This window comes from Allomuricauda sp. CP2A, assembly GCF_001683915.1.
Classification (GTDB): Bacteria; Bacteroidota; Bacteroidia; order Flavobacteriales; family Flavobacteriaceae; genus Flagellimonas.
Genome location: NZ_LXTT01000077.1, coordinates 48143 through 61593 on the forward strand (window position 1 = coordinate 48143; position 13451 = coordinate 61593).

The 13451-nt window shown below is 45.2% G+C and carries 12 protein-coding genes and 1 pseudogene; 8 read left to right on the forward strand and 5 right to left on the reverse strand.

Annotation, left to right across the window (positions count from 1 at the left end):
• The first annotated feature begins 11 nt into the window (after window positions 1-11).
• Entirely contained in the window at window positions 12-689 is a 678-nt protein-coding gene (gene tsaB / locus A7D14_RS09890) for a tRNA (adenosine(37)-N6)-threonylcarbamoyltransferase complex dimerization subunit type 1 TsaB (RefSeq protein WP_067033712.1), read from the forward strand.
• On the opposite strand, the gene A7D14_RS09895 is transcribed toward tsaB, so the two are convergent.
• The 4 genes from A7D14_RS09895 to A7D14_RS09910 all read right to left on the reverse strand — a co-directional run bounded on the left by A7D14_RS09895 (window position 686) and on the right by A7D14_RS09910 (window position 4938).
• Window positions 686-1513: a mechanosensitive ion channel family protein gene (locus tag A7D14_RS09895; protein WP_067033674.1), complete on the reverse strand. Its 828-nt coding sequence runs from the start codon at window positions 1511-1513 to the stop codon at window positions 686-688. The two genes, tsaB and A7D14_RS09895, sit on opposite strands and share 4 nt — an antisense overlap.
• 80 nt (window positions 1514-1593) lie before the next feature.
• Window positions 1594-3636: a thioredoxin domain-containing protein gene (locus tag A7D14_RS09900; protein WP_313790841.1), complete on the reverse strand. Its 2043-nt coding sequence runs from the start codon at window positions 3634-3636 to the stop codon at window positions 1594-1596.
• A gap of 135 nt (window positions 3637-3771) precedes the next feature.
• Window positions 3772-3972 (reverse strand): dodecin family protein, encoded by a 201-nt coding sequence (locus tag A7D14_RS09905; RefSeq protein ID WP_067033681.1) that lies wholly within the window; start codon window positions 3970-3972, stop codon window positions 3772-3774.
• A 69-nt stretch (window positions 3973-4041) separates the two neighbouring features.
• Window positions 4042-4938 carry a NifU family protein gene (locus tag A7D14_RS09910; protein WP_067033684.1) on the reverse strand — a complete coding sequence of 299 codons (897 nt, stop codon included), beginning with the start codon at window positions 4936-4938 and terminating at the stop codon, window positions 4042-4044.
• A gap of 128 nt (window positions 4939-5066) precedes the next feature.
• Between A7D14_RS09910 and A7D14_RS09915 the strand changes: the two genes are divergently transcribed.
• Window positions 5067-6062, forward strand: a complete 996-nt coding sequence (locus A7D14_RS09915) for a type IX secretion system membrane protein PorP/SprF (protein ID WP_067033687.1) — start codon at window positions 5067-5069, stop codon at window positions 6060-6062.
• 84 nt (window positions 6063-6146) lie between these two features.
• Here the strand turns inward: A7D14_RS09915 and A7D14_RS09920 are convergent, their stop codons facing one another.
• Window positions 6147-7316: a vWA domain-containing protein gene (locus A7D14_RS09920; protein WP_067033690.1), complete on the reverse strand. Its 1170-nt coding sequence runs from the start codon at window positions 7314-7316 to the stop codon at window positions 6147-6149.
• 210 nt (window positions 7317-7526) lie between these two features.
• Between A7D14_RS09920 and A7D14_RS09925 the strand changes: the two genes are divergently transcribed.
• The 6 genes and pseudogenes from A7D14_RS09925 to A7D14_RS20405 form a co-directional block, all read left to right on the forward strand.
• The gene (locus tag A7D14_RS09925) at window positions 7527-9515 is read left to right on the forward strand and encodes a histidine kinase (RefSeq protein WP_067033693.1); all 1989 of its coding nucleotides are present in this window, start codon (window positions 7527-7529) and stop codon (window positions 9513-9515) included.
• On the forward strand, window positions 9515-10246 hold the full coding sequence (locus tag A7D14_RS09930) for a LytR/AlgR family response regulator transcription factor (protein ID WP_067033696.1): 732 nt from the start codon (window positions 9515-9517) through the stop codon (window positions 10244-10246). Before A7D14_RS09925 ends, A7D14_RS09930 begins: the two co-directional genes overlap by 1 nt.
• Window positions 10247-10256: 10 nt before the next feature.
• Window positions 10257-10769 (forward strand): gamma carbonic anhydrase family protein, encoded by a 513-nt coding sequence (locus tag A7D14_RS09935; RefSeq protein ID WP_067033699.1) that lies wholly within the window; start codon window positions 10257-10259, stop codon window positions 10767-10769.
• A 75-nt stretch (window positions 10770-10844) separates the two neighbouring features.
• Window positions 10845-11729: an ACP S-malonyltransferase gene (gene fabD, locus A7D14_RS09940; protein ID WP_067033702.1), complete on the forward strand. Its 885-nt coding sequence runs from the start codon at window positions 10845-10847 to the stop codon at window positions 11727-11729.
• 145 nt (window positions 11730-11874) lie between these two features.
• Window positions 11875-12939, forward strand: a pseudogene (locus tag A7D14_RS20555) (Calx-beta domain-containing protein); the annotation flags it as partial.
• Between the two features lie 42 nt (window positions 12940-12981).
• Window positions 12982-13451, forward strand: a 470-nt coding sequence (locus A7D14_RS20405) for a Calx-beta domain-containing protein (RefSeq protein ID WP_255307431.1), incomplete at its 3' end; no start/stop codon positions are given.

A 13451-nucleotide genomic window follows, 5' to 3' on the forward strand; every position in this document is an offset into this window, starting at 1 on the left:
TTGTGCCCGCCATGGCCATATTACTCAATTTAGAAACAGCAACGACCAATTGTTCGGTAAGCATTTCCAAAGGAAATGAGGTGATTTCCCTGAAAGAAAACAATGCGATGAGCTATTCGCATTCGGAACAATTGCACCTATTTATCAAAGAAGCCTTGCAGGAGGCTTCTTTGTCATTTTCAGACTTGAATGCAGTGGCAATCAGTAAAGGACCAGGCTCGTATACCGGATTACGGATAGGAGTTTCCGCTGCCAAGGGCTTATGTTTTTCGTTAGATCTGCCTTTGATTTCTGTTCCAACTTTGGAAAGTATGGCCCATCAGGTACAATTGGGTGAGGGAGAGTTGGTCATCCCTGTTTTGGATGCCCGGCGTATGGAGGTCTATTCCGCAGTGTTTGATCATCAGTATCAAGAAATCAGGGAAACCCGTGCAGAGGTCATTGACGAGAATTCCTTTGCGGATTACGTTTCTGAATATAACGTATATGTGGTGGGCAGTGGAGCCGAAAAGTGCAAAGAGATTTTGGGGTTTCCCTATTTTCATTTTGATGCTTCCATAGTGCCATCAGCAAAAGAAATGGCCCCAATTGCCTTTGAAAAGTACAAAAAGGGCCAGTTTGAGAATGTAGCGTATTTTGAACCTTATTATTTAAAGGATTTCGTCATTCAGTCCAAAAAGAAAGTTTAATCGGTTGGAGCTTGATGCATGACCCGTTGTGGGAATGGAATCTCAATTCCTGCAGCATCAAAACGCAATTTTGACTGTTCGATCACATAAAAATGCGCTGGCCAGAATACTTCGTTGGTGGCCCAAAAACGTAAAGTCAAGTTTACGGAACTATCGCCCAATGCGCCCACATAAACCTCTGGAGCCGGCTCTGTAAGGATGTCTGGATTATCCGCACATATCTGTAATAGAATATCTTTAGCTTCCTTAATGTTTGAACCATAGCCAATACCCACATCAAATTTATCCCGCCGAATATTTTCCATGTTGTAGTTGACAATGTTGCCGTTGGACAACTGACCGTTGGGAATAATGGCCACTTGATTGCCAAAAGTGTTCAATTTGGTGTTGAAGATGGAAATTTCCTTAACGGTTCCGTCCACACCTTGGGCAGATATCCAATCCCCAACCTTAAAAGGTTTAAAAATGAGGATAAGCACCCCTCCCGCAAAATTGGCCAAAGAACCCTGTAGGGCCAAACCAATGGCCAAACCAGCAGCACCCACAATGGCAACCAAGGATGAGGTTTTTACCCCAAGCTGGGTCACTACAAGCACAAAGAGTACCACTTTTAGAGCTATACTGAAAAAGCTCTGCAAAAAGGTTTCCAAGGTTTCATCATAATCTTTTTTCTCAAAAAAGCGTTTTATGAGCTTATTGATAAACCGTATGATCCATAGACCAAGGAAAAAAATGACAATGGCCAGAACAAGATTGGGTAAAACCCCTATGGCCCATTCAACACCTTTATCGATATACTCTTGGTAATTTTTTATTTCTTCCATAAAAATGTAATGTTTTGTGGTAACTTAAATGAAAATCCTTTAATAGTCAAGAATGCCCTTTTTAAACAAATGTTAACCTTTTAGTTGAAGGATTGGATTTGTTGTAAGACTTCTTTGGAAGTGGTCACGGGCAATTTGCAGGTCCCCTCAATACAGACATAGGCATAGGTTTCCCCATCCACATATCTATTTTCCAATAGTTCAAGGTTGCCCTCTTGCTTGGACCCGACCAAAATGCTGTTGGGCAAATACGTCTTGGCTACTTCTTTGCCCAGGGATTTGTAGTTTTCGCCCACCAAGGCTATTTCATAAAAATTTTGGTTTTCGTACAAAACCACGTGCAACCAATTGGCAAAACCTTGGGCACTCCGGTCAAAGTCCTTTTGTACATTGATGACCATCTGTTTGGCAATGTCGCCATACCCTTCTTTTGGATATAGTTTATGGAATTTGAGCAGATTTTTGGCCATGATGGAATTGGAGGCCGAGATAACATTATCACTGGTTTCAATACTTCTACGGATCAAGGAATGGTCCTCGTCCGAAGTAAAGAAGAACATCCCCGACTCCTTATCCATAAAATGCACCTTGGAATAGTCCAGCAGTTTTTTGGAATGATCGAGCCATTTTTCATCAAAAGTGACTTCGTAAAGGGCCAAATATGCCTCAATCACAGCCGCATAATCTTCCAAAAAGGCATTGATGCTGCTTTTCCCTTCTTTATGGTTCCTGAAGAGCGAATGGTCATCTTTGATCATTTCCGCTTCAATAAACCGTGCATTTTTCAGCGCCATGTCCAAATATTCGTCTTTGCCCAAATAGCGATAGGCATCCACAAGCCCTTTTAACATCAATCCGTTCCAAGAGGTGAGTATTTTATCATCCAATCGGGGTTTGGAACGTTTGGCCCGTTCTGCTTTTAAGATGCTCAGGGCATTTTCCATTTTGGATTTCAATTCGGAAACCGAAATATTGAATTTTTCAGCAATTTCTTCATCAGATTTGTCCTTGATCAAGACATAATTTCCGTCTTCCCATAAACCATAGGAATTGATGTTGAAATACGCTTGGAAGAGATCATAGTCACCTCCCAGCAATTGGGTCAGTTCTTCTTTGGTCCAGACATAATAGGCCCCTTCTTCCAATTCGCCCTGCTCGTTAAGGCTATCGGCATCCAATGAGGAATAAAAGCCCCCATTTTCATCCCAAAGTTCTTCCTGCACAAATGCAATGGTCTCATCAACCACTTCCTTGTACATCTCATTTTTGGTCACTGCATAGGCTTTGGCGTACAAACTCGTCAATTGTCCGTTGTCATAGAGCATTTTTTCAAAATGGGGCACATGCCAGGTGGTGTCCACCGCATATCTTGAAAATCCTCCACCCACATGATCATAAACACCTCCATAGGCCATTCTTCTAAGGGTGGTGTTCACCTGTTCCATGAGTTCCGGTTTGTCGTTCATGGTGGCGTAGTGCAACAGAAAATCCCAATTGTTGGGCATCATAAATTTTGGAGCACGTTTGTATCCGCCCAAGAAAGAGTCAAAATGCAGGGACCAATTGGCAACTGCTGCGTCCAGTTGATCCAGATTGTATACATCCGAATCTGCGGAATTTTCAACCAGATTGATGGCATGGATGCCCTTGGCCAGGTCGGCGGCATATTGGGTGACCCTTGATCGGTCATTTTTGTAGAGTTCGGTCAATTGCTGAAGGGATTTCACCCAATTCTCTTTGGGAACATAGGTGGCGCCCCAAAACGGTCTTCCATCGGGCAGCGCCACAATGTTGAGGGGCCAACCGCCGTTGCCGGACATCATTTGGATGGCGTCCATGTAGATTTGGTCCACATCGGGTCGTTCCTCCCGATCTATTTTGATGTTGATAAAGTTCTCGTTCATCATTTGGGCCACTTCCTCATCCTCAAAACATTCCTTTTCCATGACATGGCACCAATGGCAGGCGGCATAACCGATGCTTATGAGCAAAGGTTTGTCCTCTTTTTGGGCACGTTCCAAGACTTCGGGATGCCATGCTTCCCAGTTTACGGGATTATGGGCATGTTGTAAAAGATATGGACTGGTCTCGTTGATGAGGGCGTTGGTATGTTTGTGGGTCACGTTGTCGGATTTTTGCTTACAACCAAAAAAGAAAAGGGGCAAAACCAATATAATTATGATTCTTTTCAGCATAGATTTTTTTTGAACATAAAAAAAGCGCCCATTACGGGCGCTATCTTGTACATTGCCCTTGGGTTATTGCACCTCAAAGGTAATTTTGACATTGACTCTGTAGTTGTCAATTTTTCCGTCCGTTACCGTAGCACTTTGCTCGTTGATGTAGACGGAACGAATATTCTTCACCGATTTAGTCGCTTGGGCCAATGCATTTTTGGTTGCATCTTCCCAGCTTTTATCGGAATTTGCTAATACTTCAATTACTTTTAAAACTGCCATGGTAGTGATTTTTAAATTTATTCAATTTAACAAAAATTGACCACAATAGTGATAAGAAAGACTTAAAAATCAGCCATTGAGCGCAACAACTTCCCGGATTTTGTCACCCATCATATTCTTCAGCATGGTCTCAATACCATTTTTGAGGGTAAAGGTGGAAGAAGGGCAACCGCTACAGGCACCCTGAAGGATAACACTTACCGTTCGGCTTTCTTCTTCATAGGATTGGAACATGATGTTTCCACCATCACTGGCCACAGCCGGTTTTACGTATTCCTCCAGAATATCGATGATCTGTTGTGAAGTGTCATCATACTGGGTTTGGGCAGCACCTTTACCGGTGCTTTCTTTGGTTTTTTCTATGGCCTCAGCAGAAATGACTTCCTTGCCATCGCCCAAAAAATCCCGGATAAACTCACGCAGTTGCATGGTGATTTCCTCCCAATCGGCAACTTCGTATTTTGAGACGGAAACATAATTCTCATCAAAAAACACCTCTTTTACAAAAGGAAACTGAAATAGCTCCTGGGCCAAGGGGGAATCTTTGGCCTCATCAATGTTTTTGAACTCGAACGTGGTGGGCACAATGCGCTTGTTGCAGACAAATTTCATGGCTGCGGGGTTGGGGGTTACCTCGGCATATACCGTAATGGGTTCCTTTTTCTGGCTCAGTTCCTCATGGACCACTGGCTCTCCGGCATTGAGGTATTCCACCAATTGCTGGGCCACTTCATCCTTTACATCATCCCACTCCACAATATCATAACGCTCCAACGCAATGAAGTTTCCTGAGATATAAACCGTCTTTATAAACGGAAGGTAGAACAGTTGTTGGGCCAACGGTGAATTTTTGGCCTCATCTATATTTTTATACTCATAATTGCCCTTTACCAAAAAGTGGTTGGCCTCCAGTTTTATGATCTTTGGGTTGTTGGTGGCAATTATGGTGATGTTGTATTCTTTCATGGCGAATCTTTCCTGCAAAAATACCAATAGTTAGCTTGCGTTGCAAAATAATATAATAATGTGTCCCATGAACCGTTATTTAAGTGTTTAATTATATTCAAACCTCAATTTTAGCCCAAAATCGTCACATGAGACGTTACCTAACCTCAATCGTCATCACCCTGTTTTTTGGGCTAGCAGCCAAAGCTCAAGAAGGTATCCCGGTTTATTTTGATTATTTGGCGGACAACTACTATTTGGTCTACCCTTCCATGGCAGGAATTGCCGAGGGAACCAAAATACGCCTTACCGCACGAAAACAGTGGTTCAATGTGGACGAGGCTCCCAGTTTGCAAACATTCAATATTAATTCCAGAGTGGGGTCGCGTAGCGGTGTCGGGGGGATTATTTTCAACGATGCCAACGGCTACCATTCCCAAACGGGGTTTAAGGCCACCTATGCCCACCATTTGCAATTAGCAGGGGATTTTAGGACCCTGAACCAGTTGTCCTTTGGATTGAGTGCCGGGGTAATATTGAGCAGTTTGGATGAAACCGAGTTTCAATCGGTAATACCCGATCCCGTGATTACCGGGGTAAAGAATACCACAAGTTACTTTAATGTGGACTTGGGTGCATCGTACAATCTTTTTGAGTTCTATGCCCATGCCGCCATCTTGAATATTTTGGGAAGCGGGCGTGACCTCTATACCGCAGCAGAATTTGATAATTTACGGAGATACTTGCTTTCCGTGGGCTATGTTTTTGGAAATAGCACCCGGATAGAGCCTTCCATCTTGTTTCAAATGACCGATTTTACCAAGGAAAAGACCATCGACTTGAATGCCAAGGTCTATAAAGATGTAAGTTTTGGGACCGTTTGGGCCGGGTTGTCGTACCGAAGAAGTTTTGATGGTGCCCAATTTCAGACCAATGGTGGTTTTGGGGAACAGCGATTGCAGTTGTTTACTCCGATCATTGGCGTGAATGTGAACCGATTTTTGTTCTCCTATAACTATTCCTACCAATCTGGCGATATCCGCTTTGACAATGGAGGATTCCATCAAATTACTTTGGGGTATGAATTTGGACAGAGCGATCAAGGCAAGCGATACGATTGTTATTGCCCGGCTGCCAATAACTAGTGGCATGTTCGATGTCACATCGAGCGCAGTCGAGATGTCTTAAAGGTTCTCGACTGCGCTCGAACTGACATTTTTATCAAAAGTTTAATCCCACTTATAATTTTTCTTGGAAGCCTGTGTTTTAATGGCAGTCAACAGGGCATTTTCCAATTCCCCTTTTTCTTCTTTTTGATGCTCGGCAATGTAGACCTCACGTTTGGCATTTAGCTCTTGGATTTCCTTTTGAATTTTTTCCCGCTCGTCTTTTTTCGCCTTCACATAGCTTTTGATTTCGCTTTCAGATTTCCCTTGAAGTTCTTGGGGAAGATCTTCCGCTACCAATTCTGATAGGATTTCCTCATCATCTTCAACAGCATCCACCAAATCCCATTGCGAATTCTTGTACAACCGCGAACTTTTGCTCACTGAGCGTTTTACCGCCACAGCAGCTTCCATTTCGGCAGCGTTGCTATCCTGGGCACTTTGCATTGCCTTTTTTTCTCTGCCCAGACTTCCATAGGAAACATAGGTGTTGTTTAATTTAGCGTTCAAACGGATAATGACATCGTCATAAGGGGTGGCAATATGCACTACCTGTCTGTTGTGGTCAATGGCCATATAATCGCCCCCGGTCAATGTAGCCCCATTTTTCCACATGGTTGAAATGCCCTGCTCGTAGTTCCCGCAGAAAATGGTGTTGACAATAACGTCCTTCTCCTTGGCATTATATGCCGCATCCTTATAGTTGAGCTTACCTTGGGTAAAGGGTTCGTTCCCTGCAATAAAAATCATTTTAAGGTCATCGGCATTTTTACCCCAATCCAACTGTTTCAAGGAGGTTTGAATGACCTCACCACAATATTCCTCACCGCCATTAGTGGTCAGGGAAAACAATTTCTCGGAAATCTCATCCAAATCGTTACTAAAACCAATGACCTGTCTTATGTAGCCTTCCCTGGAGGATAGATTGTCGTTTCCGTATTCATAAAGTGCAATCTGCAACAAAGGTCTGCTGTCATTTCCACATTTGGCATGGGTAAATTCATTTACAATATCCCATAGTTGGGCCTTGGCTTGGTTGATAAGCCCGTCCATACTGTTACTGGTGTCCAATAGCAAGGCAATCTTTACATATTGCTTTGCCGGTTTTTCAGCGATGGATTTTGCAATCACAGTGTTGTTCGTAGGTTCTTTGGCCTTCAGGTTACACCCGTATGAGGTTCCTGCAACGGTTAAAAAAAGTACTGTTCCGAATAGATGTTTCAAATAGTTCATGATTCAATTTTTTTAGAATGATGCCCTAAAAGTAGGAGCAACATTTTCCAATAAAAATCCAAAATGAGGGAAAGGACACTTCCAATGAGGGAATGGCACATTTGGTTTTGTAAAAGCGTAAAAAAGGGATGCTTTCGCTTCTTTTTTAGGTCAATGCCATTTTTTAATACGCTTGGGATGGAGTAAGTTTACTACGTAGTAAAGGAATACATGGCTAAAGGAAAATACATAGCATTCTTTTTTTTGATTTTGGCATACTCAGGCGTTGCGCAGGAGAAGAGCAAGCGCTCCACTGCCAATCAGGCAGAATCCATCAAGAAAGAAGAAAGTTCCAGATCAAGAAGTATTAGGGACCATCAGCGTTTTTTGGACTCCGCCAATGTCTACAAGAAGACGGATTTGGAAAAGAGCATCGAATTTATTGCCCGTTCCATGGAGCCTTTGGAGGCATTGGGCAACAAAACTGAACTCTCCGCTTCCCTGAGTACTTTGGGGGAAGTCTACATGCACCACAATCAATATGATCTTGCCATTGCCAATTTCAAGGATGCCCTTGCGGCCCGTTCATCCAACAACACAAAACTCCTACTGGGCAAGACCTATGTGCTGAACGGGGAATTTGAAAATGCAGAGGCTACATTATCGCCATTGCTGGATACAAAAAATATGGTTCCCTATAAACGGGTAGAATTGTATGAAGCCCTTGGCGATGCCCATAAAGGCATGTCCAATCCAAGAAAGGCCCAGGATTTTTATCAAGAAGGGCTCCAAGTGGCCGAAAAGAACCAAATATCCCCCAAAGTCATCGATTTAAACTCAAAAATAGCCGATGCCTATGCCAGTGAAAACAAAATTGTTGAGGCTGAGGGCTTTTATCAAAATTCCTTAGATCTTTCAAGAGAGGTGGCACCGGAACGCTTGATTCAGGAAAGTGAGCGTGTGGCGGATTTCTACAATCAGAAAAACCGGTATGAAGATGAAATCCAAATGCGCAAAAAAAGCCTGAACGAGCTGCGGCAACTGCCCCAAGCCAAGGTAAGTACGGAGCGTCGTGGGTTTTCGGGCTCAGACACCATTACGTCCCAACGCATCAACTACAAAATTGGGAGTGCCTATATTGCCCAAGATAAGTTGGATGAGGCCATACCCTATTTGGAAAAGAGTATTGTGGAAGCCGATGAAGAGGACGATTTGCTGGTGCAAAAGGATGCTACCCGAAAATTGTCCGAAGTCTATCGCAATAAAGGCGATTTTTCAAAGGCATTGGAGTCCTATCAAGATTATGTGGCCGTGGTGGACAGCTTATATGTACGAAAAGAACAGGAAATTTCACGAGCCGCCCGATTCAACAGGGAGATTGCCAACACCCAAAACCGAATTTCAAGTCTGGAACAAGAGCGGGAACTCTCCCAAAGCAAATATAGTTTGGCCGTAACCGAGCAACAACTCTTTGAGGAGACCAGCAAACGGCAAAAATGGATTATCTACTCCTTGATTTTTGGAATGTTGCTCACCGCACTCACCGCATTTTTATACTACCGGAGCAGCAAACAACAGAAGCTGGCCAACAATCTCTTGGCGTTGAAATCTTTGCGCACCCAAATGAACCCACATTTCATCTTCAATGCGCTCAATTCCGTGAACAACTATATTGCCAAGAACGATGAACGGAGCGCCAATCGGTTTTTGAGTGAGTTTTCCGTATTGATGCGCAGTGTGCTGGAAAATTCTGAGGAGGATTTTATTCCCCTTTCAAAAGAATTGGAGCTTTTGGAACTCTATGTGAAATTGGAGCATTCCCGTTTTTCGGATAAGTTCGATTATGAAATTGAGGTGGATCAACAAGTGGATGTCGAAGCCTTTCAAATACCACCGATGCTGTTGCAACCCTATATTGAAAATGCCATTTGGCACGGATTGCGGTACAAGGAAGAAAAAGGCTTTCTGAAAATAGCCCTCAAACAACTTACGCCCAATGTGTTGGAAATAAGCATTGCCGATAATGGCATCGGTAGAAAAAAGTCCGCGGAGCTGAAGACCCAAAATCAAAAGAAACAAAAATCGAAGGGGATGGGGAATATCAAAAAACGCATCCAAATCCTTAACGATATGTACAAAAACAAAGTGGATGTGTCCATTACAAACTTGAACGAAGACCAAACAGGGACCCAAGTGATCTTAAAGCTAAAAAAGGACTGATGGAACTACAGGCAATCATAGTGGAGGATGAGGCCAATAGCCGGGAAATCCTTCGGAATTATCTCGGCAAATATTGCAAAGGGGTAAAACTGTTGGGTGAAGCGGCCAACATAGAGGAAGGGATAGCCCTGATTCAGAAGCACCAACCCGATTTGGTATTTTTGGATGTGGAAATGCCGTTTGGCAATGCCTTTGACCTGCTGGACAAGGTTCCCGACCGCACTTTCGAAACCATTTTTGTGACGGCCTACAACCAATATGCCATGGATGCCCTTAACCACCATGCCGCATATTATCTGATGAAGCCCATCAATATTGATGAACTGGTAAAGGCGGTGGAATATGTGAGGACGATAAAGGAAAAGGAAAATGCCCTGGAAGGGCAGGTGTTGAAAATCACCCCTATGAAGGCAGAGGGAAGAATAACCTTGCCGCAGCAAGATGGGTTTCAGGTTTTGGAAGTGGGGGATATTTTCTTCTGCAAAGCCGATGATAATTACACCGAAATTTATTTGGAGCACAAAAAAATACTGGTGAGCAAGACCTTAAAATATTTTGAGGAAGCCCTTCAAGCACATGCCTTTGCCCGCATCCATAAATCCTATTTGGTAAATGTGGCCGAAGTGGTCAAGTACAAAAAAGGCAAAGGCGGCAGTGTAATCCTCTCCAATGGGAAGGAACTGTCCGTTTCCGCATCCAAAAAGGCCGAACTTTTGTCGTATTTTCAATAAAAGAATTCAAATGATACCCAAATCCGTAAGGGGCAAATCCCCAGAAATAGGAAAAGATTGCTTTATCGCCGAAAACGCCACCATTGTGGGCGAAGTAACCATGGGCGACCAATGCAGCGTATGGTTCAATGCCGTAATCCGTGGCGATGTGCATTACATTACAATGGGAAATAAGGTCAATGTGCAGGACGGCGCCGTGATCCATTGTACCTATCAAAAATCGCCCACCAATATCGGAAACAACGTTTCCATTGGCCATAACGCTATTGTGCACGGTTGTACCATCAAGGACAACGTTTTGGTGGGTATGGGCAGTATTATTATGGACGATTGTGTGGTGGAGAGCAATTCCATCATAGCCGCAGGGGCCGTGGTTACCAAAGGCACCCGTGTGGAATCTGGAAGCATTTATGCAGGCATGCCCGCCAAAAAAATCAAGGATATCAGTCCAGAATTGAGCTCTGGGGAGATAGACCGCATCGCCAACAACTATGTAACCTATTCCAGTTGGTTTAAGGAATAATAAAGTATATCCTACCAATAACCCAATAGTCCAAATAATCCCTATTTTTGAACCACTCAAAAAAACTCGACTACTATGAACGCATATATTTTTCCAGGACAAGGCGCACAATTTGTGGGGATGGGATTAGATCTCTACGAAAACCACCCCCAAGCACAGGAACTGTTTGAACAGGCCAATGAAATTTTGGGCTTTTCCATTACGGATATCATGTTTGAGGGCACTCCCGAAGATTTAAAGCAGACCAAAGTGACCCAACCGGCCATTTTCCTGCATTCTGTGATTTTAAGTAAGGTGTTGGGTGACAGTTTTAAGCCCGATATGGTCGCGGGACACTCCTTAGGTGAATTTTCAGCCTTGGTGGCCAATGGTACCCTCAATTTTGAGGATGGACTCAAATTGGTTTCCCAACGGGCACTTGCCATGCAAAAAGCCTGCGAAATACAACCCAGTACCATGGCAGCCGTTTTGGGATTGGAGGATGCCATTGTGGAAAAACTCTGCGAAGAGGTGGAAGGCGTGGTGGTTCCCGCCAATTACAACTGTCCCGGTCAATTGGTGATTTCCGGAGAAGTGGATGCCGTGAACATTGCCTGTGAAAAAATGAAAGAAGCCGGAGCCAGAAGAGCGTTATTGTTACCTGTGGGCGGTGCGTTTCATTCCCCTTTGATGGAACCTGCCCGGGAAGAATTGGCCGCGGCCATTGAAGCCACCGAATTCAGCGTGCCAAGCTGTCCCATTTACCAAAATGTGACCACTACCGCAGTATCGAATGCCGATGAGATCAAAAAAAACCTGATTTTACAACTGACGGCACCCGTAAAATGGACGCAAAGCGTGCAACAGATGGTAAAAGACGGGGCAAAAACCTTTGTGGAGGTAGGCCCGGGCAAAGTACTGCAAGGCTTGGTAAAAAAGATCAGTCCGGAGGCCGAAACCAGTTCCGCCACAGTTTCCTAAACAAGAGTGGCAGTTTATCCGATTAAACACAGATTTGAACCGATTGGGCATGGGGGTTAAATGCCTTTTTTGTAATATTGAGTTTCCCAATCAACCAACCTAAACGTGGCATTTACGAACGAAACTGAAACGCATTGATCAGGTAATGGTAACCTCCCAAAAAAAAACCTCAACACAACCCTTTGCAGGCTATGGTAAAGGGGTGATTCTGTTTATCGCTTTTGTACTTTTTGGAATTGGGATAAGCTTTGGTCAGGCCATAACCATTGAAGATGTTAGTGGCAATGAAGATGATGGTGCCATAACGCTTACAGCGACTTTGGATATTACTACAGGAGGTGCATTCTCAGTGGATGTAAACACCAGTGATGGTACAGCGACAACTGCTGACAGTGATTATACCCCACTAACAAGTTTTACCCTTAATTTTTCTGGGACCCCTGGAGAAACACAGACATTTGACGTTCTTCCCACCACAGATACTACTGTGGAATTAGATGAAACTTTGACCATTTTCATGGACAATCTGAATGGAGCAGTAGTGGATATTACTGATACAGCTACGGTAACGATAAATAATGACGACGTTTTTACTGCGACGATAACGGCCAGTGGCCCCACCGCCAGCGAGAGTCCCTTGACCAATGGCGAGTTCACGGTGACCCTGGATGCGGTGAACAACACGGGCTCCCCGATAACGGTGAACTTCACGGTCGGCGGCGATGCCACCCCTGGGAGCGATTTCACTGGGATCGGCACGAGCGTTCCCATACCTAATGGATCGGACCAGGCGACGATAACGATCGCCCCGATCAACGATACGGAGGTCGAGGCGGACGAGACGGTCACGGTGACCCTTGCTGCGGGCACGGGCTACACGGTTGGCGCCCCTGCGAGCGACACGGTGACCATTAGCAGTGAGGATGTCCCACCGGACCCCGTTGCGACGATAACGGCCAGTGGCCCCACCGCCAGCGAGAGTCCCTTGACCAATGGCGAGTTCACGGTGACCCTGGATGCGGTGAACAACACGGGCTCCCCGATAACGGTGAACTTCACGGTCGGCGGCGATGCCACCCCTGGGAGCGATTTCACTGGGATCGGCACGAGCGTTCCCATACCTAATGGATCGGACCAGGCGACGACAACGATAGCCCCGATCAACGATACGGAGGTCGAGGCGGACGAGACGGTCACGGTGACCCTTGCTGCGGGCACGGGCTACACGGTTGGCGCCCCTGCGAGCGCCGATGTGACGATAAGCAGCGAGGATGTCCCACCGGACCCTGTTGCGACGATAACCGCGACTGACGGAGCGGCATCGGAAAGCCCGTTGGACACGGGTGAGTTCACGGTCAGCCTTGATGTTCCCAATACTTCAGGCTCCCCTTTGACGATTGATTACTCTGTATCGGGCACGGCCACTTCGGGCGATGATTTCGTTGCCCTGTCCGGAAGTGTGGACATTGCGAACAATGCGAGCAGTGCCACGATACCCTTGACTCCGGTGAACGACCCCGATGTGGAGTTGGACGAGATTGTGACGGTGACCTTGGATCCCGGCGCGGGCTACACGGTTGGCACACCGTCGAGCGCCGATGTGACGATAAGCAGCGAGGATGTCCCACCGGACCCTGTTGCGACGATAACCGCGACTGACGGAGCGGCATCGGAAAGCCCGTTGGACACGGGTGAGTTCACGGTCAGCCTTGATGTTCCCAA

Bases quoted from the DNA above. Each gene is read 5' to 3' on its own strand.
- tsaB (WP_067033712.1), top strand. From the start codon at position 12: ATGGCCATATTACTCAATTTAGAAACAGCAACGACCAATTGTTCGGTA.
- A7D14_RS09895 (WP_067033674.1), bottom strand. From the start codon at position 1,513: ATGGAAGAAATAAAAAATTACCAAGAGTATATCGATAAAGGTGTTGAA.
- A7D14_RS09905 (WP_067033681.1), bottom strand. From the start codon at position 3,972: ATGGCAGTTTTAAAAGTAATTGAAGTATTAGCAAATTCCGATAAAAGC.
- A7D14_RS09910 (WP_067033684.1), bottom strand. From the start codon at position 4,938: ATGAAAGAATACAACATCACCATAATTGCCACCAACAACCCAAAGATC.
- A7D14_RS09915 (WP_067033687.1), top strand. From the start codon at position 5,067: ATGAGACGTTACCTAACCTCAATCGTCATCACCCTGTTTTTTGGGCTA.
- A7D14_RS09920 (WP_067033690.1), bottom strand. From the start codon at position 7,316: ATGAACTATTTGAAACATCTATTCGGAACAGTACTTTTTTTAACCGTT.
- A7D14_RS09925 (WP_067033693.1), top strand. From the start codon at position 7,527: ATGGCTAAAGGAAAATACATAGCATTCTTTTTTTTGATTTTGGCATAC.
- A7D14_RS09930 (WP_067033696.1), top strand. From the start codon at position 9,515: ATGGAACTACAGGCAATCATAGTGGAGGATGAGGCCAATAGCCGGGAA.
- A7D14_RS09935 (WP_067033699.1), top strand. From the start codon at position 10,257: ATGATACCCAAATCCGTAAGGGGCAAATCCCCAGAAATAGGAAAAGAT.
- fabD (WP_067033702.1), top strand. From the start codon at position 10,845: ATGAACGCATATATTTTTCCAGGACAAGGCGCACAATTTGTGGGGATG.